This window comes from Glutamicibacter sp. NPDC087673 (assembly GCF_044743255.1).
Lineage (GTDB): Bacteria > Actinomycetota > Actinomycetes > Actinomycetales > Micrococcaceae > Glutamicibacter.
This window is the reverse complement of sequence record NZ_JBIUWB010000008.1, coordinates 12,736-36,962: the sequence shown is the minus strand read 5'-3', so window position 1 is coordinate 36,962 and position 24,227 is coordinate 12,736. Positions and strand designations below refer to the sequence as shown.

At 63.4% G+C, this 24,227-nt stretch carries 19 protein-coding genes; 8 read left to right on the top strand and 11 right to left on the bottom strand.

All coding sequences use genetic code 11. The annotated features are described in order from the left end of the window. The first annotated feature begins 24 nt into the window (after positions 1 to 24). The 4 genes from putP (at position 25) to ACIOTL_RS16625 (ending at position 6,191) form a co-directional block, all read left to right on the top strand. Entirely contained in the window at positions 25 to 1,530 is a 1,506-nt protein-coding gene (putP, locus tag ACIOTL_RS16640; RefSeq protein ID WP_133834892.1) for a sodium/proline symporter PutP, read from the top strand. A gap of 174 nt (positions 1,531 to 1,704) precedes the next feature. Next, complete coding sequence (locus tag ACIOTL_RS16635; protein WP_400343782.1) at positions 1,705 to 3,108, top strand: NAD-dependent epimerase/dehydratase family protein; 1,404 nt, start codon at positions 1,705 to 1,707, stop codon at positions 3,106 to 3,108. 226 nt (positions 3,109 to 3,334) lie between these two features. After that, positions 3,335 to 4,960, top strand: a complete 1,626-nt coding sequence (locus ACIOTL_RS16630; protein ID WP_400343780.1) for a biotin carboxylase — start codon at positions 3,335 to 3,337, stop codon at positions 4,958 to 4,960. Then, complete coding sequence (locus ACIOTL_RS16625; protein WP_400343777.1) at positions 4,950 to 6,191, top strand: serine hydrolase domain-containing protein; 1,242 nt, start codon at positions 4,950 to 4,952, stop codon at positions 6,189 to 6,191. Before ACIOTL_RS16630 ends, ACIOTL_RS16625 begins: the two co-directional genes overlap by 11 nt. A gap of 172 nt (positions 6,192 to 6,363) precedes the next feature. Here ACIOTL_RS16625 and ACIOTL_RS16620 read toward each other — a convergent pair whose 3' ends face one another. From ACIOTL_RS16620 to ACIOTL_RS16600, 5 genes are all read right to left on the bottom strand, one after another. Beyond that, positions 6,364 to 9,099, bottom strand: a complete 2,736-nt coding sequence (locus tag ACIOTL_RS16620) for an aminotransferase class I/II-fold pyridoxal phosphate-dependent enzyme (RefSeq protein WP_400343774.1) — start codon at positions 9,097 to 9,099, stop codon at positions 6,364 to 6,366. 260 nt (positions 9,100 to 9,359) lie between these two features. Continuing rightward, the gene (locus tag ACIOTL_RS16615; RefSeq protein ID WP_286134385.1) at positions 9,360 to 10,322 is read right to left on the bottom strand and encodes an Lrp/AsnC family transcriptional regulator; all 963 of its coding nucleotides are present in this window, start codon (positions 10,320 to 10,322) and stop codon (positions 9,360 to 9,362) included. Further along, entirely contained in the window at positions 10,319 to 11,875 is a 1,557-nt protein-coding gene (locus tag ACIOTL_RS16610) for a carboxyl transferase domain-containing protein (protein ID WP_400343771.1), read from the bottom strand. The genes ACIOTL_RS16615 and ACIOTL_RS16610 overlap by 4 nt, the downstream gene beginning before the upstream one ends. A 2-nt stretch (positions 11,876 to 11,877) precedes the next feature. Further along, positions 11,878 to 13,074, bottom strand: a complete 1,197-nt coding sequence (locus ACIOTL_RS16605; protein WP_400343768.1) for a CaiB/BaiF CoA transferase family protein — start codon at positions 13,072 to 13,074, stop codon at positions 11,878 to 11,880. A gap of 24 nt (positions 13,075 to 13,098) precedes the next feature. Beyond that, complete coding sequence (locus ACIOTL_RS16600) at positions 13,099 to 14,553, bottom strand: amidase (protein ID WP_105658884.1); 1,455 nt, start codon at positions 14,551 to 14,553, stop codon at positions 13,099 to 13,101. A gap of 223 nt (positions 14,554 to 14,776) precedes the next feature. On the opposite strand from ACIOTL_RS16600, the gene ACIOTL_RS16595 reads away from it, so the two are divergent. The 3 genes from ACIOTL_RS16595 (at position 14,777) to ACIOTL_RS16585 (ending at position 17,496) form a co-directional block, all read left to right on the top strand. Beyond that, a complete protein-coding gene (locus tag ACIOTL_RS16595; RefSeq protein ID WP_105658905.1) occupies positions 14,777 to 15,517 on the top strand; it encodes a DUF5058 family protein in 741 nt (246 codons plus the stop codon). Positions 15,518 to 15,539: 22 nt separating this feature from the next. Then, positions 15,540 to 16,259 (top strand): hypothetical protein, encoded by a 720-nt coding sequence (locus ACIOTL_RS16590; RefSeq protein WP_400343765.1) that lies wholly within the window; start codon positions 15,540 to 15,542, stop codon positions 16,257 to 16,259. Between the two features lie 70 nt (positions 16,260 to 16,329). After that, positions 16,330 to 17,496: an amidohydrolase gene (locus ACIOTL_RS16585; protein WP_105658906.1), complete on the top strand. Its 1,167-nt coding sequence runs from the start codon at positions 16,330 to 16,332 to the stop codon at positions 17,494 to 17,496. A 104-nt stretch (positions 17,497 to 17,600) separates the two neighbouring features. Here the strand turns inward: ACIOTL_RS16585 and ACIOTL_RS16580 are convergent, their stop codons facing one another. The 5 genes from ACIOTL_RS16580 to mmsB all read right to left on the bottom strand — a co-directional run bounded on the left by ACIOTL_RS16580 (position 17,601) and on the right by mmsB (position 22,443). After that, positions 17,601 to 18,416 (bottom strand): Cof-type HAD-IIB family hydrolase, encoded by an 816-nt coding sequence (locus ACIOTL_RS16580; RefSeq protein WP_105658886.1) that lies wholly within the window; start codon positions 18,414 to 18,416, stop codon positions 17,601 to 17,603. Between the two features lie 6 nt (positions 18,417 to 18,422). Beyond that, positions 18,423 to 19,232 (bottom strand): polyphosphate--glucose phosphotransferase, encoded by an 810-nt coding sequence (gene ppgK / locus ACIOTL_RS16575; protein WP_400343762.1) that lies wholly within the window; start codon positions 19,230 to 19,232, stop codon positions 18,423 to 18,425. 70 nt (positions 19,233 to 19,302) lie between these two features. Beyond that, positions 19,303 to 20,367, bottom strand: a complete 1,065-nt coding sequence (locus ACIOTL_RS16570; RefSeq protein WP_105658888.1) for an ROK family transcriptional regulator — start codon at positions 20,365 to 20,367, stop codon at positions 19,303 to 19,305. A 31-nt stretch (positions 20,368 to 20,398) separates the two neighbouring features. Beyond that, on the bottom strand, positions 20,399 to 21,496 hold the full coding sequence (locus ACIOTL_RS16565; RefSeq protein WP_400343833.1) for an alcohol dehydrogenase catalytic domain-containing protein: 1,098 nt from the start codon (positions 21,494 to 21,496) through the stop codon (positions 20,399 to 20,401). Between the two features lie 2 nt (positions 21,497 to 21,498). Further along, positions 21,499 to 22,443: a 3-hydroxyisobutyrate dehydrogenase gene (gene mmsB, locus ACIOTL_RS16560; protein WP_388025276.1), complete on the bottom strand. Its 945-nt coding sequence runs from the start codon at positions 22,441 to 22,443 to the stop codon at positions 21,499 to 21,501. A 141-nt stretch (positions 22,444 to 22,584) separates the two neighbouring features. On the opposite strand from mmsB, the gene ACIOTL_RS16555 reads away from it, so the two are divergent. Beyond that, positions 22,585 to 23,514, top strand: a complete 930-nt coding sequence (locus tag ACIOTL_RS16555) for a LysR family transcriptional regulator (RefSeq protein WP_400343759.1) — start codon at positions 22,585 to 22,587, stop codon at positions 23,512 to 23,514. 7 nt (positions 23,515 to 23,521) lie between these two features. Here the strand turns inward: ACIOTL_RS16555 and ACIOTL_RS16550 are convergent, their stop codons facing one another. Beyond that, positions 23,522 to 24,064, bottom strand: a complete 543-nt coding sequence (locus ACIOTL_RS16550; protein ID WP_388025280.1) for a hypothetical protein — start codon at positions 24,062 to 24,064, stop codon at positions 23,522 to 23,524. Positions 24,065 to 24,227 lie beyond the last annotated feature (163 nt).

Below are 24,227 nucleotides of genomic sequence, written 5' to 3'. Positions count from 1 at the left end.
AGGCACAAACGGTAATGAGGAAAAATGTCCGACCAGACTTTCCAGATGATTGCGATCGCAATTTACATGGCCGCCATGCTTGGCATCGGCTATATTGCATATCGCCGCACCAACAACATTGACGATTACATGCTGGCCGACCGCGGCCTGAAGCCGTGGGTCGCAGCCCTTTCCGCAGGCGCATCCGACATGTCCGGCTGGCTGCTCATGGGCCTGCCCGGCGCCATCTACCTCGGTGGCTTGCACGAAGCATGGATCGGCATCGGCCTGCTCATCGGCGCGTGGCTGAACTGGAAGTTCGTCGCCCCGCGGCTGCGTTCCTACACCGCGATCTCGCAGAACGCCATCACCATCCCGAGCTTCTTCGAAAAGCGCCTGAAGGACAACAGCCACCTGCTGCGCATCGGCGCATCGGTGATCATCCTGGTGTTCTTCACCTTCTACGTATCCTCGGGAATGGTGGCTGCAGGCAAGTTCTTCGAGGCTTCCTTCGGCTGGCAGTACCTTGCGGGCATGTTCTTCGTGGCAGGAATCACCTTGCTCTACACCCTGTTCGGCGGCTTCCTCGGAGCATCCTTGACCGATATGGTCCAGGGCGTGCTGATGTTCGCCGCACTGATTGCCGTGCCAATTGTGGCAGTCATCCAGATCGGCAGCATCGGGGACATCACCTCGAAGGTCACCGAAGTCAATCCCGAAGCGTTCAACCTGTTCTCCTCCTTCAGCGACAACAGCGCGATCCTCGCCGCCGTGGCCATCTTCTCCACCGCAGCGTGGGGCCTGGGCTACTTCGGCCAGCCGCACATCATCGTGCGCTTCATGGCGCTGCGCACCCCGGGCGAGGCGAAGACCGCACGGCGCATCGGCATCGGCTGGATGTTCTTGACCACCCTGGGCGCCATCGCCACCGCGTTCATCGGCGTCGCGTACTTCGCCGATCAGCCGCTGGACAAGGCCAGCAGCGAAACTGTCTTCCTGCTGCTGAGCCAGATCTTCTTCCACCCGCTGATCGCCGGCCTGGTGCTCGCCGCGGTGCTGGCGGCCATCATGTCCACCATGTCATCGCAGCTGATCGTCTGCTCCTCGGCATTGGTGGAGGACCTGTACAACATCACCGGCCGCAAGGCTTCGCCCAAGGCCCTGGTCATGCTGGGCCGCTCGGGCGTGCTGCTGGTGGCCGTCATCGCCGCCCTGCTGGCGCTGAACCCGAACTCCTCCATCCTTGAGCTGGTTTCCTTCGCGTGGGCGGGCTTCGGCGCCGCCTTCGGCCCGGTTGTCCTGCTGGCCCTGTACTGGCGCAAGCTGACCGCCGTGGGCGGTTTCGCCGGCATGGTCACCGGCGCCGTCGTGGTGTTCATCTGGGGCAACGTGGACGTGCTGGCCTCGGCCATGTACGAGATCGTCCCGGGCTTCCTCGCCGCACTGGTTGTCGCATGGCTGGTTTCCCGGGCAACCTACCGCCCGAACCCGACCATCGATGCCGAGTTCACCGAAATGGAACAGGAAGTCGGCGCGAAGGTTACCGCCTAGCCAACGCCCCGATGCAAAGCTCCTTTGGTCCGCATGGACCAAGGGAGCTTTTCCCGTTCCCGGACCCTGGTGTAACAGTTCAGGCAGGCTTCGATGTCTATCCTGCCGAAGTGCACCGGGCACAGTAGCCTAGAGCTATGCCCGAGAAACCGAGCTGGAAGGAACTATTCCAAGATGAGCACCACGAGTAAATTCACGCACTGGCAGCGCACCGAGTCACAGTTCCTGGCCGCTGACCCGCAGGCCGTCTACTCGATCGTGGGCAACCTGTCGCAGACCGGCCAGTGGATGAAGAGCTTCGACGGCTTCGTCGTGCATGACGACCAGCGCGGCGTGGGCACCAAGGTGGACCTGCTGCCGCCGGGCAAGTTCTTCGGCCCGCTGCACCGCAGCACCGCGCCTTCGGGCTCCATCACCCGGCGCAACCAGGACACCCTCATGGTGGAATTCACCCAACCGCAGCCGGCCGGTGAAATGGTCTTGCGCTGGCAGGTAGAGCCCCATGAGCACGGATCCGTGCTGCACTTCACCGCTGAGCTCAACGGCCCGGGCACCACCGCTTTCAAATTCACCGTGGCCAACGCCCTGTGCAAGGACTTCGCCATCGCGGCGGCCCGCCTGTACCGGATCATCGCCCCGGGTGCGCACCGCAAGCGCGATGCCCATGTGGTGATCTCCGGTGGTCGCGGATTCCTTGGCCGCAACCTCGTCGCCGATCTGGTCTGCCGCGGAATTTCAGTATCGGTGCTGACCCGCAACCCAGAAAACGATTTCCCTGCCGAGCAGTACAGCTGGGATGGCGTGCACCAGGGGCCCTGGGCCCGCGCGCTGTCCAGCAAGAATCCGGTGCACCTGGTCAATCTGGCCGGCGAGCGCGTCGACAAGCGCAACACCCCGGATGACATCGCAGCGCTCACCGACTCGCGTGTGGCCTCCACCAAGACCTTGGCCGAAGCCGCAGCCTCGGCGCCCCAGCTGGCCACCTGGATCCAGGCCAGCACCACCGCCATCTTCGGTGACGCCGGCGAGGAAGAGCTGACCGAGTCCAGCCCCGTTCCCAGCGACCAGCGCGCCCTGCCGGAAATGACCGGGGTCGCTTCGGCTTGGGAGCAGGCCTTCTCCGAAGCCGCGGTCAACGCCGAACAGCGCTATCTCTTGCGCACTTCGCTGGTGATGCACCCCGACGCTCCCCTGCTTGGCCCGCTGAACCTGCTGGTGAATACCGGCATGGGTGGTCCCCTGGGGGACGGCAAGCAGTGGTTCAGCTGGATCGGGCTAGAAGACTGGCTGCGCTTGATCCGGTGCCTGCTCGGCTTCGAAGAGCCCTCCATCCCTGCCGGCCTGGTGCATGCCGCCAGCCCGAAGCCGCTGCGCAATGCCGAGGTCATGGCCGCCTTGCGATCCATCGCTGGGCTGCCTGGCCTGCCCACTGGGTCGGTGCTGCCCAAGATCGGCGCCGCGGTCATGGGAACCAATGCCCGGGTCGCGTTGACCGGCCGCAAGGTCACCAGCGAAGTCCTGCAGCAGGCCGGATTCGAATTCCAGCAGCTGGATTTCGCCTCGACAGTGGCTGGCTAGCGGCCGCCAGCTGCCGCAATAAGGAGTAACCTTTACCTCGCTTTGGGCTCGAACCTGCCGTTGCATGCCACGTCACAAGCCGCAGCGGCGGGGGCGGGCTCAATGTTCACCACGCGTTAAGCAGAACGTGTGCCGGTGCTTACGATGAGCGCTGAGCATGAAACTGTCACGCATTGTGCCGTGCAACCGCCCTTCTTCGGACAGTTTCAAAGGACATCTCCACATCATGGCCAACATTCTTGAAGCCCACGCCCCGGCTTCTCGCCACCGCATGCCCAAACCCAGCGATCTGGACAAGCTGCGCCACAAAGCGCGCGTTGTTACCGATCAGCTCAGCGCCAACGTCGCCGTCGACGCGGCCTACAACGAGTCCGAACCCGCGAATCTCCCGGCCAAGGTCCTGCGCATGGACCGCAAGCTGAAGAACATGAGCGAAGTTCGCCATTTCTTCCGCACCAATACCACTCCGATCTTCTTCCTCGGCGCCACCCCGGTCAATCTGCTGGGCCTTGACCGATGGGTCCGCAAATTCAGCTACATCACCTACTACGACGGCTGGGACGGCCACCACCCGCGGGTCTTCACCCCCGCCGAGAAGCCCTATGTCGATTTCCAGAGCGCCGAAGAGATCAACAACTGGCTGCTGGAGAACTCCGAGGTCCGCGAATACATCGATTCCCAGTGCACCCCGGGCGGTCCCCGGCCGAAGATCGCGATGGTCTTCTTCGACGAGGAAACCGAATCAATCTGCGAGGAACTGGGCTACGACCTGATCCTGCCCTCGGCCGCCTTGCGCACCGAACTGGACTCGAAGATCGTTACCACCAAGCTGGGCAATGCCGCCGGCGCACCATCGGTGCCCAACGTGCTGGGCACCGCCGATAACTACGACGAGCTCATGGAACTGGCCGGGGAAGCCGGCCTGGGCAAGGACCTGGTGGTCCAGACCCCCTACGGGGATTCGGGCAAGACGACCTTCTTCATCGACTCGAAGGCGCAGTTCAAGGCGCATGCCAAGAACATCATCGGCGAACAGCTCAAGATCATGAAGCGCATCAACAACCAGCCGGTAGCCGTTGAGGCAGTGCTGACCGAATGCGGCACGGTGGTGGGGCCGATCCTGACCGAACTGGCCGGCTACAAGGAACTGACTCCGTACAAGGGCGGCTGGTGCGGCAATGAGATGCACCCGGATGTGGTCACCGACTCGCAGCGTTCGCGCGCCATCGATCTGGTCCGCAAGGTGGGCAACGGTCTGAAGGACACCGGCTACCGCGGCTTCTTCGAGGTGGACGTGCTGGTGGACACCGACACCGACGAGGTGTACCTGGGCGAACTGAACCCGCGCATCTCCGGGGCCAGCGCCATCACCAACGTCACCGCCGGAGCCTATGCCGACGTGCCGCTGTTCCTCTTCCACCTGCTTGAATTCCTTGATGTGGAATTCGAGCTGGACGTTGACGAGATCAATGCTCGCTGGGAAGAGATGAGCGGGGCTGATGTCTGGAGCCACATGATCATCAAGGAAACCGATGACATCCTGCAGTACATCACCCATGCCCCACGCACCGGAAACTATTACCTCGACTCGCGCGGCAAGCTGCAATTTTCCCGTTCCGCATTGGACTGGCACCCGCTACAGACCCACAAGGAAGCATTCTTCCTGCGCATCTACGGCGTAGAGGATTACCGATGGAAGGGAGCCGATCTTGGGGTCCTGGTCACCAAGGCCAAGCTGCAGTACGAAGGCAAGAAGAAAACCAAGCTCAGCATCGATGCCAAGCACTTCATCTCCTGTATCCGATCCCAATACAAGGGAATTGACGTTCCGCCATCAGAGCATGGCAACTGAAGCGACTGATGCCGCCGGGCACATGGCGGCCAACTTGGCAGGTCCTCCCAGCAAGGCGCTGAACATCGCCACCTGGCAGTACCCGCAGAATATCAAGCGCTCATTCCAGAACATCGCCAGGATCCATCCCACCGTGAAGGTTTCGCGCGGCGATGGCCCGATCGTCAGACTGCACCTGGCCGAGGAGAAGCTGGGCAAACTGGAAGTGGCCAAGGCGAGCATTACCGACCCGGCGCTGACCGTGCGCGGGGTAATGCACGCGACCAATACCGACGCCGTGCTGGTCATGCACAATGGACGGATCCTTTGGGAGAAGTACTACAACACCATGACGTCGCTGACCGATCATCTGCTGATGTCGGTCAGCAAGACCCTGGTGGGTTCCCTGGCCGGGGCGCTGGTGGACGCCGGAATGCTTGATGCCGAGCAGGCGGTAGCCACCTACGTGCCGGCGTTGGAACGCAGCGGCTATGCCGGCGCCCGGGTGCGCGACCTGCTGGATATGCGCTCCGGGATCAAATTCTCCGAAGAGTATCTGGATCCCAATGCCGAGGTGCGCCAGCTGGAGGAGGCCATCGGCTGGGCCCCGTCGCGTGGCGGCATCGGGCCTATCGGGATGTACGAGTTCTTGCTGACCCTGCAGGCCAAGGGACCGCACGGCGGGGTCTTCGAATACCGTTCCTGCGAGACCGACGCCCTGGGCTGGGTGCTGGAAGCCGCCGGCGGCGCCCCGCTGCAGGAGCTGCTTTCGGATTATGTCTGGTCCAAGCTCGGTGCCCAGCAGGATCTGGTGATGGGCGTTGACCAATTCGGCACCGGAATGTTCGACGGCGGATTCAACGCCTGCCTGCGCGATTTGGCGCGTTTCGGCCATCTCTATGTCAATGGCGGGCGTGCGCTGACCGGCAAGCAGGTTCTCTCCGAGGCATGGATCGCCGACACCTTCGCCACCGATCCCGCACTGGTCCAGGCGTTCGCCCAGTCCCCGGGCGACAACATGATGCCCGGCGGGCACTACCGGAACCAGATCTGGTTCCCGAACCCTGCCACCGGGGCCGCGGTGGCCCTGGGCATCCATGGCCAGATGATCTATATGGATCCGGCGACCAAGCTGGTCGCGGTCAAGCTTTCCAGCTGGCCGCTGCCGCAGGATGCTTCCAAGCTGTTCCCGACCATTCGTGCGTTCGAGGCGATCTCGGCGCATCTGGCCGGACGGAAAATACAGCCTTAGGGCTGCTCGGGACTCAGGCCCTGATTTGCGCATTCGGTGCGCGGATCAGGGCCTTTCGGTTCATGACGGCACCTGTTCTTGCGTGCAGCGTTCTTCGCCGCGGAAGCCGGAACTCACCCGGGGATGCCGGGTGGGTCCGCAAGCTGCGTTCAAGGCAATCCGCTCAACCCGCTCAGGGCTGCTGCTCCGCGACCTGTTCCAGGGCTTCGCAGGTGAACACCTGGTAGCCCAGGTCCTGGTGGTAGCCGTGGATCTCTCTGGTATCGAGCCGGTCCATGTAATCCAGAATGCACAGGGTAATGACCTGGCCGGGGACCAGCACCGGGAATCCCGGCGGGTACGGGGTGACGAATACCGCCGACACGACGCGTTCTCCGTTCACCAGCTGGGTGCGGATCTGCGCGGAGGACAGGAAATGCGTCGCCGGGTCCTGGTAGGTCAGGTAGTAGGCCGAGCGCATGTCCCCGCTTCCACCGCCTCCTGCGAATTCAGGAGCGAAGGCGCTGAAGTCCGGCAAGGGAATCTGTTCGGCCGCAGGCTTCTTGCCCAGTGCCAGCACTCTCCCATCCAGCCGGCGTTTGCGGTCCAGTTCCTCGGCGATCTTCACCAGCACCTCGATCAGGTGCGCCACGGCCGAACGGGTGGTGCCGATATTGGTCATCAGCAGCACCGAGGTGCGGCTGGTCTTGTTGACCTGGATCGAATGCCCATCCATCAGGTATTCGTGCTTGAAGGTGTCCCCGTCCACGCCGGTGCGGCTGATGTCCAGGGTCAGGCGCGAGGGGTCGACCACGAACTCGTCTTCCGCCCAGGCTTCGTCCCAGGCTGCCAGCCCGTCGCGCACCGGGTTCTGCGTGGTGGACTGGCGGTACTTCTGCGGGATCAGGTCCGTCGAATGCAGGATCTTGAAATACTTGCCCAGCAGCTCGTTGCGCGCCATGGCCCGCGAAATCGACTGCGCCAAATCGACCTGGCGCCGCACCAGCGCGTAGCCTTCCAGCTCCGCCTGACGGCGGCCGATATCCAGCGAAGCGAGGATCTGGTAGTTCGGCGAGGTGGAGGTGTGGGTCATGTAGGCCTCGCGGAAGGCGTTGAGGTTGCGCACCGCGAAATCCTGGTCGTAGATGTGGATCATCGAGCCCTGGCGCAAGGAGGTCAGGGTCTTATGCGTGGACTGCGTGGAGTACACCCGCAAGCGGACCTGCTCCGGATCCGGAATCAACCGGGTCTCCAGCCAGGCCTGGTCATTCTCCGGGTGCTCCACGGTGCCCGGTGATGGAAGGGCCGCACGCTGCGCGGCGTAGCGCTGGTGGTAATCCGCGGTCTCCAGCTGCTTTTCGAGCACGGCCGCCACGGTCATGGCGGTGCGCTGGCGGTACACCGGGTGGAATCCTGCGAAGGCGAACCAGGCCTCGTCCCAGAGGAACACCAAATCCGGCTTGATGGCCAGGCATTCTTCCATCACCCGGCGCGGGTCGTAGATGATCCCGTCGAAGGTGCAGTTGGTCAAGGTCAGCATCTTGACCTTGTGCAGCAGGCCCTCGCGGCGCAGCTGCAGCAGCCGTCCCTTGATCTCCTCCAGCGGCACCGCCCCGTACATCGAATGCTCGTTGAGCGGGTAGGCCTCCAGGTAGCTGACGTTCGCCCCGGCGAGCACCAGCGAGTAGTGGTGGGACTTGTGGCAGTTACGGTCCACCAGCACGATGTCCCCCGGAGCGAGAATCGACTGGTGCACGATCTTGTTGGCGGTCGACGTGCCATTGGTGACGAAGTAGGTGCGGTGGCTGCCAAAAGCCCGGGCCGCCAGCTCGTGGGCCTTCTTGATGGAACTTTGCGGGTCCAGGAGGGAATCAAGCCCGCCGGAGGTGGCCGAGGTTTCGGCCAGCAGCAGGTTCTTGCCATAGAAGTCCACCAGGTCCCTGGCCCATGGGGAGTTCTGCACCGAACCTGCACGGGAAATCGGCATGGCGTGGAAAACCCCGCCAGGCCGCTTGGCGTACTTCTGCAGCGCGTTGAAGAACGGGGTCTGGTAGCGTTCGAGCACTTCCGAGACAATCGACAGGTGCAGATCCATCCGGTCATTGCGCGAGAAGATCCGGCGGAAACGCCCGGTGATCTCGTGGGCAATCGATTCCAGGGCGACCCCGGCGATCAGGTACACCGGGACTTCGGGGCGCAGTTCATCGAGGATGTTTTCCAGATCCAGCAGGCCCTGGATCTGCCTGGTGGATTGGAAGTAGCCTTCCATCCGCCGGGCTATGAAATTCTTGAGCGTCGAGGAGAGCCGGCGACGCGTGCGCACATCAAAGCGGGCGGTCAGCACGACGGACTGGATGCCGGGGTTGATCAGGATCGCGGCCAGGGCGTCTTCCACGCTGGGCACCACCACGAAGTTGTAGTGGAACGGATCGGTGCGCTGGCGCTGTTCGGCGATTTCTTCCTTGAAAAGCTCGATCTCCTCCGCCGGGCCATTATCCACCAGCAGGATTTCCACCATCGGGGCCTGCACCCTGGCGTTGCCAGGTGCACCGTTGCCCAGCTGGGATGGATCCTGTTCCGCCTCGTCATGGCCTTCAAGGTCAATGTACTGGGTCAGCGTCCTGAAGGTCTGGTTCGCTTGGTAGACCAGCTTCATGGCATCTTCGTACTGCCCGCCGGACATGAGCCGGGAAACCTCGTTGAAGTATTCGATGCCGGGATTCGCCCAGTACGGTTCTATGGCTGCCAGCAGCCCCAGCAACCGGCCGGCCTCCAGTTCGTGCTCCGTGCGGCGGTCTTCCTCCTGGTATTCAGAAGAGATCTCGCTGAGCACATAGCCCAAGTGCTCCCACGCGTCCTTGCGTTTGCGCCACGCGCTTTCAGGCGTAGCCGTTCCCTGGTTCGTCCCGTAGGTCAACCTCTTGCTCACGGTTGCCGGTATTCCTTTCACCCCTGCAGCGTTAACTGGTTGTTAACAGCGCGAGCGAAGCCATGCCGCCCGGTATCGTGAGACTATGCCACTTCCGAAGCGGTTCCGAACCGTTGAGGCGATATTACGCATTATTATCGCCTTTCGGGGAAGTGTTCACTTGCCGTTCACCTTCCTGGGCCCAGCGGCGAACAGCGGCCAAAGACGAGTTGGACTCCAGTTGAATTCTGGTGCTGCACGACGCGGTTTCCTGGTCTGGTTCAGCTACTGATCAGCCGCCCACCGCGTTTGCGGGCGCTAACCACCAGAGAGGCCTTAACTTGCAGCATCGAGTTCCCCCAGGCGCTGTGGGAAATGAAGTCATAGAGCTCGGCCTGGTTGGCCACCGTCACGTCGACCACCAACTGGCAATCCCCGGCCACGGCCGCTGCATAGCGAACTTCCGGTCGGGTGGCGAGTCGCTGGCCCAATTTTTCGACTTGGGATGGCGTCGTCGAAACCCAGAGCAATGCCTCGACCGGCAACCCCACGGCCAGGGGCTCAACCAGGGCGCGAATGGCGATCTGCCCGGTGGATAGGAGCCAATCGATCCGCCGCGCAACAGAGGTCTCGCTCATCGCCACCCGGCGGGCAATCGACTCGAAGCTGGCTCTGCCGTCATCGTGCAAAGCATCGATGATCTGCTCGTCCTTGGAGTTGAGGTTCGGCTGGATGCGCCAGCTCGTGACATCCGGGTCCTTTTGCAAGGCAAGCTCTTCTGCGGGCTTCAAGGATCCCAGGCGCCACCCGCGGATCGTCTTGAAGTACTTCAACACCGGATACACGACAATCGACGAGACCCCCGGCGTAGCAGGCAGTTCCAGGGAGAGCACTTCGGTCACATCTCCGTTGTAGTGCATTTCCACGACGAGATCCTCCCGGCCAGTGACCTGGTAGGAAAAGCTGGTATCCGGCCGGGAAGACAAGGATTCACTGGCAATCCGCCCGGTGCCCGGGGCGCAAGTGCACGCGATCAGCAGCGAATGCTCGCGGTGGCGGATCGCCGCAACCGTAACCAGCCCATTCTCCAGCAACCACGCGCCATGGCGGGCGACCGAGCGTTCAGGCAGGTCAAGCACGGCAGCTATCTTCCGCCAGGTGGCTCGCCCGTCCACTTGGAGGGCGGCAATGATGCGGCGTTGCACCGTGCTCAGCTCGATCATCCGTTCCTCTGTTCTAGTCATCCAGCGGCGTCCCGCACCTCCTGGTTGGCCGTTTTCGGCCGGCCAATCGATGCATACTTCAGCGCGCGCCGGCCAGGCAGCTGCGCGGCATCTGTCGCCGCAAGCTGCGCAAGCGCCGTGGACACTGCCGCTCCGACTTCCAGCGAGAAGCGCTTCGGAGCGGTGGTCACATCATACTCCTCGGGGACGATCACCTGTACTATCCCCGCACGTCGCAGCGAGTATGCATCGGTTTTCTGGGCATAAGCCAACGGTGCGGCGTGCTCCGTGTCCCGGTACATGATCGCGCTGGCTCCCTCCGGCGGCAACGGGGAGAGCCAGGAGTTTGCTGCGGCTATGGAGATATCAGCCGGCAGCAAGGCAAGTGCGCCGCCTCCGGTGCCCTGGCCCAGCAGCAGCGAAACGCTCGGAACGCCAATGCCCACCAAGGTGCTCAGCGAGCGGGCAATCTGCCCGGCCATGCCGCCTTCCTCGGCCTCACGGCTCAGCGCCGCTCCTTCGGTGTCGATCACGGTGAGCATCGCTATGCCCAGATTCTGTGCCAGCAGCGCCCCCCTCCGGGCTTCGCGCAGGAAGGCAGGCCCCAGCGGATCGAGGTTTTCGGAGTGGTCTATCCGCGACCGGTCCTGGCCGATGACCACCGCCGGCTGGCCCCCGATGCGCGCGAGCGCCAGGTACATCCGCGGATCGCTTTCCCCTTCGGTGCTCCCGGAAAGCTGCAACGCATCGCTGGCGGCGTACTTGATGACGTGGCGCACCGAGGGGCGTCGGGATTTGCGCGTGGCGAGTATGGCATCCCACACCTGGGATTCGGTGAGTCTCCGGTCATCTGCCAAGGGGTAGCCGGCAATCGAGTCGATCGGATCTCCCGGGGCGATGATTGCAAGCACCCGGTTGACCAGCCCGCCCAGCTCATGGACCGGGACCACGGCGTCGATCAGCCCGTGCTTGTGGAGATTCTCGGAGACTTGCACTCCCTGCGGGAAGGGTTTGCCGTAGATGGTCTCGTACACGCGCGGACCAAGGAATCCCAGCAGGGCACCGGGCTGTGCGATGGTGATGTGCCCGGTGGATCCCCACGACGCCATAACCCCTCCGGTGGTGGGATGCCGCAGGTACACCAGGTATGGCAACCCGGCAGCAGAATGCGCCCTAACCGCGGCCGTGATGTGCACCATCGACACGAACGCAGGGGTTCCCTCCTGCATCCGGGTTCCGCCCGAGGCCGGGGAAGCCAGTACCGGCAGTCCCAATGCGGCGGCTTTTTCGAATGCCGAAGCAATCCTGCGGGAGGTGCCCTGGCCAATTGATCCGGCCAGGAATCCGAATTCGGAGAGGACGACGGCCACTTTGCGGCCATTGATTGTGCCGGATCCGGTCAGTACCGCTTCGTCGGCCCCGGAACGGCGCGCGACTTCTTCCAGCTGGGCCCGGTAGGCGTCATCGGCAAAAGAATAATCCGCCGGCTCATCCCAGCTCTCGAAGCTGCCCACATCGAGCACCTGGTCGATCATGTGCTGTGCACTGATGTGCTCGATTTTCTCCTGCACCATACTCAACGCACCGCCTGCTGCGCGCGGGTCTTGAGCCATTCCCGGATCCGCTGCTCGTCATGGTTCAGCAGTGGCGGAGCGGAGTGCCCGGTCCGGGTGACTTCCTTGCCGCCCTCGAAGAACCGCAGCGGCGCGCCTGGGAGAGTCAGCTCCCCTAGCAACGGGTGCTGGACATTCAATGCCAGGCCTTGCGAGCGCACCTGGTCCCATTCGTACACCTCATCCAGGGTTCTGACGATGCCGGCAGGGACGCCGGCTTCACCGAGCATTTCCAGCAGCTGGCTGGTACCGTGGCGCTTGAACTTTTCTTCGATGGCTTCGATGAGCTCGTCACGCCGTTCGACGCGATGCTCATTGGTTTCGAACCCCTCGGTTGGCAGCTGGAATGCCGCCACCAGTGAATCCCAGAGCTTCGGGCTGCCCACGCTAATTTGCACAAAGCCATCGGCGCTGCGGAACAGTCCATAGGGCGCGATGGATGGATGGTGGTTGCCCTGGGCGCGCGGAACCTGTCCTGCAACCGTGCTGCGGGTGCCCTGAAAGGCATGCACTCCGATGATCGATGCGAGCAGCGAGGTGCGCACATGCTGGCCTCTGCCCGTGCGCTCGCGTTCCAGCAGGGCCGCCAGCACGCCGTAGGATCCATACATCCCGGCCAGCAGGTCTCCGATGGGAACGCCGACTTTCTGCGGGTCCTCCGGTCCGGAACCGGTCAGCGACATCAGCTCGGCCTCGCCCTGCAGAATCTGGTCGTATCCGCTGCGCCAGGCTTCAGGGCCGTCATGGCCGAAGCCGGAAATCGAGAGGGTCACGAGCTTTCCGCTAATCATCTGCAGGGCTGCATCGTCGAAGCCGAGCCGGTCCAGCACTCCGGGGCGGAAATTCTCTACCAGGACATCGGCCTGCGTCAGCAGGCTGCGCAGGGTCTGGATTCCGTCGGGGCTCTTCAGATCCAGGGCAATGGATTCCTTGTTGCGGTTGCACGAGAGGAAATAGGTCGATTGGCGGTCCTCCTCCGGCCCGACGAAGGGCGGACCCCAGCCTCGGGTGTCATCGCCGCCCTGGATATTTTCCACCTTGATTACTCGGGCTCCCAGATCGCCAAGCATCATCGTGGCATGCGGTCCAGCCAAGGCCCGCGACAAGTCGATGACGGTGTACCCGGACAGCGGTCCGGTGCTGTGCTGTTCCTTGTTCATATTTGCCTCTCTAGAATTCCGGTATCAGGCGCTGGCGGTCTTGACTGCATTGACGGCCACCGACTGCGGATCAGTGGCCAGAACCGGCATCACGTCCGCGAAGCGGTTCTGCTCCTCGTAGCCGGCAGCCCAATTGAGCAGCTGGGCGTCCTTGTAGTGATTCGCCGCCAGCTGCCATCCCACCGGAAGCCCGGACTCGGTGAAGCCTCCTGGCATGGCGATGACCGGCAGGCTCGTGGCCGAGAGCAGGCAGGCAGATCGCATCCAGTCCAGATAGGTCTCGGCGCGGGTTCCAGCGATTTGCTCAGGCCAGCGCTGCGCTGCGTCGAAGGGCAAGACCTGGGTTGCCGGGGAGAGGAACAGATCGTAGCGCGAGAAGTAGCGCTGAACTGCTCGTTCCAGCCGGGTTCGGGCCGCCATCGTCGAAATCATGGCTTCTCCGTCGAGGTCCGTCCCCTTCTTGACATTCCAGAGGACCTCGGGCTTGATCAGCGAGCCGTGGCTCCGCACTAGTCCGCCAAGATTAGTGGCGAAATCGAAGGCCCTGGTGTTGCCGAAGACTTCGTCGGCATCGGTAAAGTCAATGCACGCCTCTTCGACAATTGCGCCAGCGGCCTCGAAAACCGAGAGTTGGCGATGCAATACCTCTACGACCTCGCGCTCGATCGGAACACCGATCCCGAAATCGAAGCTATAGCCGATGCGGACTCCGCGCAATTCTGGTTCGGGAGTGCCGAAATCGCTGGCTGAGAGCTTGTTCGGGGTCGGAAGCCTGTCGTCACCTGCGCTGGCTCGCATGAACAGCGCGATATCCTCCACTGTGCGTGCGATCGGTCCCGAACGGGCCAGCCAGGAGTAGGCATTGGATTCCGCCTCCAGCGGGATGACCCCGTAGGAGGGCCGGAAACCAATGACATTGCAGAAACTGGCCGGAATGCGCAGCGAACCGCCCATGTCTGAGCCGTCACCGAGCGGCTGGATCCTAGCGGCGACCGCGGCGGCTACGCCGCCTGAGGAGCCTCCTGCCGATCGATCCACCGCATAGGGATTCGTCGTGGTGCCGAACAATTCATTGAAGGTATGCGATCCGGCTCCGAATTCCGGGACATTGGTCTTCCCCGTCCTGATCGCGCCTGCTGCTGCCAGTCGGGCGATCTGCAAGTCGTCCTGCTCTGGGACGTTGTCCTTTAATGCCAGCGACCCCTGGGTGGACAGCAAGCCGGCGGTGTTGAACGTGTCCTTGTGCGTCATCGGCAGACCGTGGAGCACTCCAGTCGGCTCGTTTCCCGCCGTGGCTTCATCGGCCTTAGCAGCGAGGATTCGCGCGCGTTCGAAATCCGTGATGACCACGGCGTTGATTTGGGCGTTAACTTCATCGATTGCCTGGATATGGCTCTCCAAGGCCTCACGCGCCGACAACTCGCGGTTGCGGATCTTTGCCGTGAGCTCCGTGGCGCTCAATTGCTGGATCTCGTTCATGGCCGTGCCTTTCTAAAGGATGACTGCATTGCGATATGTGTCACAATCTTCCGTCTACGTTGACCGCAAATGGAATACTCCTCAAGAAAACTCGCCATTTTGGGGGATCTCGCCATAAATATGGCTAATTCCGACATTCCTTGCCGAAGGCCTCCAATAGGAGGAACCTTGAATTCAATGAGACCGGCATCACATCATGCTGGTGAATATCGAAGGAGTTCCGATGCATTTCCCCCTTGCAGCCGGCGATCCAGTTTCAACTGACATCTGGGCCGTCGCCAACAGCCCTTTCCTGTGGTTCTGCGCTCTGGGCGTCTTCGCCGTGATCTTCGTCCAGACCATTCTCTATGTCCGTGCTGCCAAGGCCGCAGCACCCCATGTCGATATGCCCGTCCGCGAAGTCAAGGAAGCCTTCCGTGCCGGTGCCGTCGCCTCGATCGGGCCATCCCTCTCGGTGGTGCTGGTCGCCATCGCATTACTGGCTCTGTTCGGAACGCCAGCCGTTCTTGTCCGCATCGGGCTGATCGGCTCGGCCTCCACGGAAACGGCCAGCGCCAACTTGGCAGCCCAATCCATGGGCTCGATGCTCGGCGGGGATACCTACACCCAACAAGTTTTCGCCGTGGCCTTCATGGCCATGAGCCTATCGGGAGGCATGTGGATGCTCTGCACCTTGCTGCTGACCCCGGTCTTGAAACGCGGCGGCAAGTCCTTGGCCAAGCGCAACCCAGCGGCCATGGCCCTGATCCCCACCGCAGCCCTGCTCGGAGCGTTCAGCATGCTGACCATCGCCGAAATTCCCAAGTCCAGCATCCACATGACGCTGGTGCTGATCTCGGCAGCCTCCATGGCTTTGTTCCTCTTCTTGGCCAAAGTGCTCCAAGCCAAATGGCTCAAGGAATGGGCCTTGGGATTCGCGATCCTGATCTCGATCACCGCCGGCTACCTGATGCACACCGCATAGCGAATTAGAAAGGACAGAACCCATGAGCTCACCAGCAATGACCACTGCGGACGCCTCGATGGCCCGCTTCGAGCAGCAGACCACACGCTACGGTTCACTGACCATGACAGCCGGCTTGATCCTCTCGCTGCTCGGCCCGATCTACCTCGTATTCTTCACGGACCTCGACATCAGCCCTTCGATGATCTGGGTCGCCTTCGCCGCCGTTGCGGCCACCTTCGGAATTTTCTGGTTTGTCGAACCACTGACTTATTTCCCGATCCTGGGTTCGGCAGCTATGTACCAGGCCTTCATGATCGGCAATATCTCCAACAAGCTGCTGCCTGCCGCCATCGTGGCCCAGTCCGCGATCAATGCCAAGCCCGGCACCAGGCGCGGCGATCTGGCCTCGGTGATGGCCATCGGCGGCGCGGCCACCGTCCACCTGACCAGCCTGCTGGTCTTCGTGGGGATCTTCGGGTCCTGGCTGGTCTCGATCATTCCAAACGACATGATCGAGGTAGCCCGAATCTACATCTTGCCCTCCCTGATGGGAGCGGTACTTGTCCAGGCCATCGTCGCCATGAAGCAGGTTCGCCCGACCATAGTTGCCATCGTGCTGTCGCTGACCATGTATTTCGTGGTCATCCCGCTGGTTCCATCCTTGGCCCTGTTCGGCACAGCCCTGGTTGTGCTCTTCTCCATCATCGTTTCGTGGATCGTGCGCGATCGCAAAGCAGTCCACATGCCCGTTGCTGACTAAAGGAGTCACTTTGAATACCCAACCCGCTGGCGCATTGCAAACCGTCCTGACTGGCGAGCAAGCCGAGCTCATGCACGAAATGTATCGCCACCTGCATGCCAATCCCGAACTGTCAATGCAGGAACGCGCGACCGCCGCTTATATCGGCAAGCAACTCGACACCATGGGAATCGAGAACTTCGTCTGCGGCGGTACCGGCGTCGTCGGCATCCAACGCAATGGCGAGGGGCCTGTGGTAGGCTTCCGCGCCGATACCGATGGCCTGCCCATCGCGGAAGATACCGGAGCCAGTTATGCTTCGGAAGCTCGCGGACAGCTGGCCGATGGCACTGACGTCCCGGTCATGCACGGATGCGGTCACGACACCCATGTCACCGCGGCGCTGACCGCCGCTGCCCGGCTCGCCGAGCAGACGGGGGCGTGGAACGGAACCATCGTGTGGATTTTCCAGCCCGGCGAGGAAACCAGCGCTGGTGCCAGGGCCATGCTCGAAGACGGATTGTGGGACAAGGCCCCGGTACCCTCGGTCATCCTCGGCCAGCATGTCTTTCCTTTCGCCGCGGGCTCGGTGGGCCTGACCAGCGGCCCCGCCATGGCAATGGCTGATTCGCTGAAGGTGACGCTGCACGGCAAGCAGTCCCACGGCTCACAGCCGCAGGACTCCATCGACCCGATCGTCCAGGGCGCGCACACGATCACGCGCCTGCAGAGCCTGGTTTCGCGGGAATTGCACCCTCAGACTCCTGCGGTGCTCACCTGCGGCTCTTTCCACGCCGGGTTGAAGGAGAACATCATCCCGGATCGCGCCGAATTCACCTTGAACATCAGGACCTTCGATGAGCAGACCCGCACCCAAATCCTGGATGGGGTCTCACGCATAGTGAGCGCCGAAGCCGCCGCGTCGAATGCTCCGGCACCTGAGATCGAAACGCTGAATTCCTTCCCCAAGCTGCACAATGATCCGGGCCACACCGAGCAGGTCAAGGAGGCTTTGAGCCGGGAACTCGGGGAAGGCAAAGTTGTCGACCTGCCCGCTGCCATGGGATCCGAGGATTTCGGGGCTCTGGGAGATGAGATTTCGGTGCCGTACGTCTACTGGTTCTTCGGCGGGTTCCTGCCCCGTGACGAGGCGCCACCGGTGAACCACTCGCCGTATTTCCTGCCTGATTACGAGCTTTCCCTGGCAACAGGGGTTCGCGCCGCGCTGGCGGGCCTGGGGCATTACCTGGCCAGGTAGCGGACTCCGGTTCCCAAGTCGATCGCGCCGCCGGCGGCATGCCAAGGCCCGGGTGGAGGAACACTCCTTCCGCCCGGGCCTTCGGAATGTTCTTGCCGGTTTGGCTAGAGCCGGGTACGCCCATCGAGGTAGGCGCCGAGCACCTGCAGCACACCGTGCTCGAGGTTGGAAGGCGCGGTGAAGTTCGCGGCTTCTGCCACCACCGGATGCGCATTGGCCATGGCGAAGGAGTAGGTGGCGGCCTTGATCATTTCCAGGTCATTGGGGTAGTCGCCGAAAACTGCCGTTTCATCCGCGCTGATTCCCAGCTTGTCCTGCAAGGCTGCCAGGGCCAGTCCCTTGTGCACGCCGTGGTTCATGGCATCCACCCAGTGGCTGCCGGAGATCACCACCTGCAGCGGCACCTGCAGCGCTGCCGCCATTTCCTGCACGGCGCCGGTGCCGACGTTGACGGCCATCTTGATGATCTCGTCCTCGACCTGGGCCAGGTCGTCAACCACCTGCACGGCGCGGTAGTACGGGGCCACGGCGTTGGCAAACCGTTCATCGGCGCGCTCCACATAGGCGGTGCGGCGTCCGCACAGCACCAATCCGGCGTCCAGCGCGGCTTGCCCGCGCACGGCCTGGATCACGGCGGCTACCGATGGCGGATCGATGATGTTGGAGTAGATCTCATTCTCGCCGTGCATCACGACGGTTCCGTTCTCGGCAATGATCGCGATCTCCCCCAAGGGGGCGAACTGCTCGCGCAGGGTCGCGAACTGGCGCCCGGAAGCTGGCACGAACTTGATGCCGCGGGCCTGGAGCTTGTCGATCACAGCCCACGATGCCTCGGGGATCTTGCCTTCGCCGTCCAGGAAAGTGCCGTCCATGTCGACGGCGACGAGCTTGATCTGGGCCTTCGGGTCAATCGTATGCATAGGTTCCTAGTTGCCGGGTTTCAGCGCGCGATGCGCAGCGCCCAGTACCCCGGCGGCGTTGTTGAATTGGGCAGGCACGATCCTGGCTCGCAGTTCCAGCTGCGGCAGGAACTTTTCATGGTCTTCCGAGATCGCTCCGCCGATGATGATCAAATCCGGGCTGCACAGGAATTCCACGTGGGACAGGTAGCGTTGCAGGCGGGCGATGTACTGCTCCCAGCTGAGGTTTTCCTCGTGCATGACTCGCGCGGCGGCCTTGCTCTCGGCATTGAATCCGTCGATTTCGAGGTGGCCGAATTCGACATTCGGGAAGAGCACGCCGTCGCGGAAGAAGGCCGAGCCGATGCCCGTGCCCAGGGTCAGCAGCAAGGTGCTGCCCTTGACCGGCTTGCCACGTTCGGCTCCGGCACCCGCGTAGATCTCGGCCACGCCGGCGGCATCCGCGTCGTTGAGCACAAAGACGTCGCGGCCCAGGAGCGCGCTGAAGCTGGCGGTGGCATCCAAGCCGATCCAGGCCTTGTCGATATTGGCCGCCGAGTGCACGACGCCGTCGATGACGATGCCAGGCACGGTGACGCCAGCGGGGATTCCTGCCAGCTCGTCGCCGGTGAGCTCCTGCAGGTCGGCAACGATGCCCGCCATCACCTGGGCGACAGCATCCGGATGCGCGCCCTCAGGGGTAGCTGCCTTGCTGAAGGTGCTCTCAACAAGCTTGCCGTCGGTTCCAACCAATCCGTACTTGATCGACGAGCCGCCCAGATCAAGCCCGATGGCAGCGAACTGCGACGTGGATGCCGATGCGTCAGATGGTGCCATCAGTGGTCTCCCCGGTGAAGCAAATAAAATTTTAAGGACTCTTTACAATATATAGCTTGGATCACTTTGGTCAACGTACCCGGTAGTTTTCCCATAAGTTGGCCAAGGCCAGCTCCCGGGCGCCGGCCAAAGCGCCGCGTGCCGCGGCCTCGGTTCCCAAGGTGGAAAGCTGAACATGAACCGGTTTGGGCAGCAAGCTGTTCAGTTCGCTTTCCAGCGCCGCGCACAATTGAGGCGTGAGCCCCGGGCCGATGGCCACCACTCGCTGCGGATCGACGAAGCCGATCAGATTGGCCAGGACACGGCCGAACGGGGACAGGAAGGCTGGCCAGTTCCGTTCATCGGCCAGTTTTTCCCAGAGCACGCGGGTCTGGAACATCCCGGCCTCGCCGAGCGCATCGCGCAGGTTCGCGGTGCCTACCAGCTGGGTCTCCAGCTCGCCGGCGGTGCCGTGCTTGCCGCGGTGCAGCGCACCGTCGATGACCAGGCCTGCGCCCAGGCCGGAACCGATGTAGATCATCATCAAGGAACCGGCCAGCTCCCCGGCTTCGGCCAGGGCCATCCAATTCACGTCGTTATCCAGCAGCACCGGAACCCCGCCGGCGAACTGGCCGGCAAGGTTGGCCCCGGAGGAAGGGAAAATCGGGGTGGCCAGGACTCGCAGCCCGCCATCGCGTTGCACCGGGGCTGACTGGCTCACGGCCCCGGCCAGCAATGGGGAGCCGAGCTCAGCGGCCACGCGGGAGATCTCGCGGGCTCCCATTTGCTCTACCTGCGCGGCGGTGGTTTGCGCCGTCAGCGGGTAGAAGCGGTCCACCAGCGTCTTTCCGGCCAAGTCGGTGGCGCGGACCTGCAGGAATTCTGCCTGCAGGCACAGTGCCAGCAGGTGGCCGAAGCCGCTGTCCAGCGCATAGTGCTCGGGAACGCGGCCGCGCTTGGGCTCGTTGTCCCGCTCGATGGCCGAGGCCAGGCCGTTCTCCTGCAGGCGCGAGATCGCCTGCGATGCGGTGGGCTTGGAGATCCCCAGATCCGCAGCGATCTGGGTACGGGTCGCCGGGGCTTGGCAAAGGTAATCGAATACCCGGATGTCAGTCAGCGTTGCCAGGGCACGGGGCCCCGCAGTGGAATCAGTCACCCACCAATCCTACTGGCCTTCTGCCCTGATTTCAGGGCAGCAGAACTTGGCGCACCGACCGTCCCTCGGCTAGTGCATCCAGGGCGTCGTTGACCTCGGCCAGCGGCCTGGTTTCCACGAGTTTCTCCACAGGGAGCTTGCCGGAGCGCCAGAGCTGCTCGTAGTAGGGAATATCCTTCTTCGGCAGGGCAGAACCCATGTAGCTGCCGATGATCGTGCGTGCTCCTGCGGTCAGGCCCAGGGGCTCGATGCTGCTCATCGCGCCCGGAGCCGGAAGCCCCACGGTCACCAGGGTTCCGCCCACGCCGGTGGCCTGCAAGGCGGTTTCGAAGGCACGCGGATGCCCCGCGGCCTCGATCACGATTTCGGCGGTGCGCTGCCCCAGGGCCTGCGGCGTGAAGGCTTCATCGGCGCCCAATGCCAGCGCGGTGGCCAGCTTGTCCTCATTGGCGTCAACGGCCAGGATCCTGCCGGTGCTCCTTTGCCCCGCGGCCACCAGCAAGGCGGCCATGCCTACCCCGCCCAGGCCGACGATGGCTACGTCCTGGGCACCGGTTGCCCCGGCGGCATTGCGCAGTGCACCGCCGCCGGTGAGCACCGCGCAGCCCAGCACCGCGGCCACTTCAGCTGGAACATCCGCGCCCACCGGGATGAGGCTGCGCGCATCCATTACCGCATAGTCGGCAAAGGCCGAAACGCCGAGGTGGTGATGGACCGGCTGGCCCTCGAGGGCCAACCGGCGAGCGCCGGTCAGCAGGGTCCCGGCTCCGTTGGACGCGGTGCCGGCGCTGCACGGCAGCTTGCCGCCCTTGGCGCAGGCTTCGCATTTCTCGCAGCGCGGCAGGAAGACCGAGATCACCTGCTGGCCGATGTCCAGATCCACCCCATCACCCACCTGCTCGACGATGCCTGCTGACTCATGGCCCAGCACCATCGGCAGCGGACGCGGCCGGTTCCCGTCGATCACCGACAAGTCCGAATGGCACAGTCCGGCCGCGGTGATGCGCACCAGCACTTCGCCGGGCCCGGGCTCTTCGAGCTGCAGCTGGCGCATCGCCAGCGGCCGATGCTGGGCATAGGGGCGCTGGTTCTCCCGGCGCTCAAGCACCGCGGCATGGATCCGGCGCATGATCAGCCCGCAGCTGCCGTGCTGGTCTCGGCCGTCTCCGGGTTCCACCCGCGCACGGCACCATCTGGCAACAAGTTCTTCACGATCAGCGAGCAGTCCTTGTCCCCCAGCCCCTGCTCGATCAGTTCGTCGAAGTGCTCGCGGGCCAAGCTGGCTGCCGGCAGCTGCACCCCGGTACTTGCGCCCGCGTCCAGGGCCAGCCCGATGTCCTTGCGGGCCAAGTCGGTGCGGAAAGTGGCCTCGAAGTTGTTGTTCGCCGCGGCGGTATCGATGATGCCCGGTACCGGGTACCAGGTCTGCTGCGCCCAGGACCGGCCCGAGGAGACCGAGGCAATCTGCCAGAAGACTTCCGGGTCCAGGCCCAGGGCCTCGGCCAGCTGGGAACCTTCGGCGCTGGCCATCAGGTCGATGAACAGCATCATGTTGTTGCAGATCTTGGCCGCGATGCCCATGGAGGGGCCCCCGGCGACGATGGTCTTCCCGCTCATCGGGGCGATGAATCCGGTGGCCCGCTCCATCAGTTCCGGTGCCCCGCCGAGCATGAAGGCCAGGGTCCCGGCCGCGGCCCCGGAGATGCCGCCGGAGACCGGGGCGTCGACGAAGTGCAGGCCCCGCTGCGCGGAGCCTTCGTGGATGTAGCGGGAGGTTTCGATGTCCACCGTGGAGGAATCCAGCAGCAGCATGTCCTTGCTGGCGTTGGCCCAGATGCCTGCCTCGCCTTCGTACACCGCGCGCACGTGCTGGCCCTTGGGCAGCATGGTGAACACGGCGTCGGCCTGGTCCATGGCCTCGGCAATCGATCCGGCAATCTGGACCCCGCCGTCGGCCGCGGCGGCGCAGGCCTGCTCGTCCAGGTCGTAGCCGCGCACGCTGTGCCCTGCGGCCACCAGATTCGCGGTCATCGGTCCGCCCATGTTGCCTAGGCCAATCCATGCGTACGTGCTCATCTGCACACCCCTCATCCTTGAGTATTGTCCTTGTCAGGCCAGCGTAGGGGGCGCGGTGTGCCAGACTCAATGCACTGGGGCACGCCAATTGCGCAAGCCTAGTGTGCGCTAGCGCACACCAGGCATGGCAGACTGTGGACCATGGACCGTCCGATCGATTACCGCCATCTCGAATCCCTCATTGCCCTGCTCACCGTTGCGCGCCTGGGCCGCTACACCGCCGCCGCGAACGTTCTCGGGGTGAACCACTCGACGATTTCCCGTCGCATCGACGCACTGCAAAAAGCCATGGGCGGCCACCTGCTCACGCGCTCCCCCAACGGCTGGGAACTGACGGATCTGGGGCGCCGGGCCATGTCGAGCGCGGAAGCCATCGAGCAGGCCGTGGAAGCCATCGGCTCCGAGAAGGACACCGGCGCATTGGCCGGCCATGTGCGCGTCGCTGCCCCCGACGCCTTCAGCGCCCATCTGGCGGCTCCGGCCCTGGCAAAGCTCCAGGCGAAGCATCCGCAACTGGTCTTCGAGATCGTTTCGGAAACCACCAGGGCCCGGCAGACGCGGACCGGCATGGATTTGGAGATTGTCATCGGCGAACCCAGCGTCCGCAAGGCAGCCTCCACGAAACTCCTGGATTACGAGTTGCGGCTCTACGCCACGGCCGAATACCTGGAATCCCATGGCACCCCAGAACATCTGGAAGATCTGGCCGGGCATAGCCTGAACTACTACATCGACACCGCACTGACGGTGGACAAGCTCGACGAGGCCACCAGCGTCTTGCCGCCGATGCACCGCGCGATTTCTTCCACCAGCATCGCGGTGCAATACGCGGCCACCATGAACCATGCAGGCATCGGCTTGCTCCCCACCTTCCTCTCGGAGCACTACCCGAATATGGTGCCGGTGCTCCATGACCAGTTCACCTACCATTCCGAGTACTGGCTGGTGGGCCGCGAAGAAGCCTTGCGCAGCCGCGCCGTCCAGGAAACGGTGCGCGCGCTCAACGATGCGGCCACCGCCGGCGACTGGTTCATCCCGCCATTCCCGGCGTACAACCTGTCCTCCGGCTAGGCGCCGTTCACCTTGGCCCGGCCGGTTCCCAGTCCACGATGGCCTGCAGCAGCTGCGCCACTGATCGGGCGCTGTCCAGACGGAGCACCGGACGGACTTCGTTCTCCAGCCAGGCCTCATGGCGGGCGTGGCTGCGTCCGCTGAAGTCCGGGTCATCGTAGCCAGCTGCCCACGCCATGAATTTTTCCAGGGCTCCGCGTTCCAGGGATTGCCCGCTCAGGCGCTGCTTCTCGCGTTCTGCGAGACGGCGCAGGCGCACTTGGGGATCCAGCGCCAGAAAAACGAAGGCATCGCACTGCGACAGGACTTCTTCTCCCCATCCCTGCACTGATCCGGACAGTACCCAGGCTTTGCGCGGAACGAAGACCTGGTTCATGAGCATGGTTCGGGCAGCCGGCGCACGCTGCTGGCGGTATGGAGGATCGGTGGGAACCCAGAAGTAGTCGTCGCTATCGGCATGCGGCACGGACCAGGCATCGGCCACGGCGCGCGCGAGGGTCGTGGTGCCACTGCCGCTGGCACCGAAGATATGCAGCCTGCACCGCTTCATGCCGAACCCCGACGGCAAACTTGGCTACTTTTCATTATTCTTCTTGCTGCTCCGGCGCCGCCCGTATGAAGCGCAAGCGGCAACGAAGCCAATACCGAACAGGAACGCCAACAGGTACTCGATTCCCATCTGCCCGTGCACCCCGCAATCGCATCATGCTGGG

Excerpts from the sequence above, each read along its gene's own strand:
- putP (WP_133834892.1), top strand. The coding sequence starts at position 25 with ATGTCCGACCAGACTTTCCAGATGATTGCGATCGCAATTTACATGGCC.
- ACIOTL_RS16635 (WP_400343782.1), top strand. The coding sequence starts at position 1,705 with ATGAGCACCACGAGTAAATTCACGCACTGGCAGCGCACCGAGTCACAG.
- ACIOTL_RS16630 (WP_400343780.1), top strand. The coding sequence starts at position 3,335 with ATGGCCAACATTCTTGAAGCCCACGCCCCGGCTTCTCGCCACCGCATG.
- ACIOTL_RS16625 (WP_400343777.1), top strand. The coding sequence starts at position 4,950 with ATGGCAACTGAAGCGACTGATGCCGCCGGGCACATGGCGGCCAACTTG.
- ACIOTL_RS16615 (WP_286134385.1), bottom strand. The coding sequence starts at position 10,322 with ATGACTAGAACAGAGGAACGGATGATCGAGCTGAGCACGGTGCAACGC.
- ACIOTL_RS16610 (WP_400343771.1), bottom strand. The coding sequence starts at position 11,875 with ATGGTGCAGGAGAAAATCGAGCACATCAGTGCACAGCACATGATCGAC.
- ACIOTL_RS16605 (WP_400343768.1), bottom strand. The coding sequence starts at position 13,074 with ATGAACAAGGAACAGCACAGCACCGGACCGCTGTCCGGGTACACCGTC.
- ACIOTL_RS16600 (WP_105658884.1), bottom strand. The coding sequence starts at position 14,553 with ATGAACGAGATCCAGCAATTGAGCGCCACGGAGCTCACGGCAAAGATC.
- ACIOTL_RS16595 (WP_105658905.1), top strand. The coding sequence starts at position 14,777 with ATGCATTTCCCCCTTGCAGCCGGCGATCCAGTTTCAACTGACATCTGG.
- ACIOTL_RS16590 (WP_400343765.1), top strand. The coding sequence starts at position 15,540 with ATGAGCTCACCAGCAATGACCACTGCGGACGCCTCGATGGCCCGCTTC.
- ACIOTL_RS16585 (WP_105658906.1), top strand. The coding sequence starts at position 16,330 with ATGCACGAAATGTATCGCCACCTGCATGCCAATCCCGAACTGTCAATG.
- ACIOTL_RS16580 (WP_105658886.1), bottom strand. The coding sequence starts at position 18,416 with ATGCATACGATTGACCCGAAGGCCCAGATCAAGCTCGTCGCCGTCGAC.
- ppgK (WP_400343762.1), bottom strand. The coding sequence starts at position 19,232 with ATGGCACCATCTGACGCATCGGCATCCACGTCGCAGTTCGCTGCCATC.
- ACIOTL_RS16565 (WP_400343833.1), bottom strand. The coding sequence starts at position 21,496 with ATGCGCCGGATCCATGCCGCGGTGCTTGAGCGCCGGGAGAACCAGCGC.
- mmsB (WP_388025276.1), bottom strand. The coding sequence starts at position 22,443 with ATGAGCACGTACGCATGGATTGGCCTAGGCAACATGGGCGGACCGATG.
- ACIOTL_RS16555 (WP_400343759.1), top strand. The coding sequence starts at position 22,585 with ATGGACCGTCCGATCGATTACCGCCATCTCGAATCCCTCATTGCCCTG.
- ACIOTL_RS16550 (WP_388025280.1), bottom strand. The coding sequence starts at position 24,064 with ATGAAGCGGTGCAGGCTGCATATCTTCGGTGCCAGCGGCAGTGGCACC.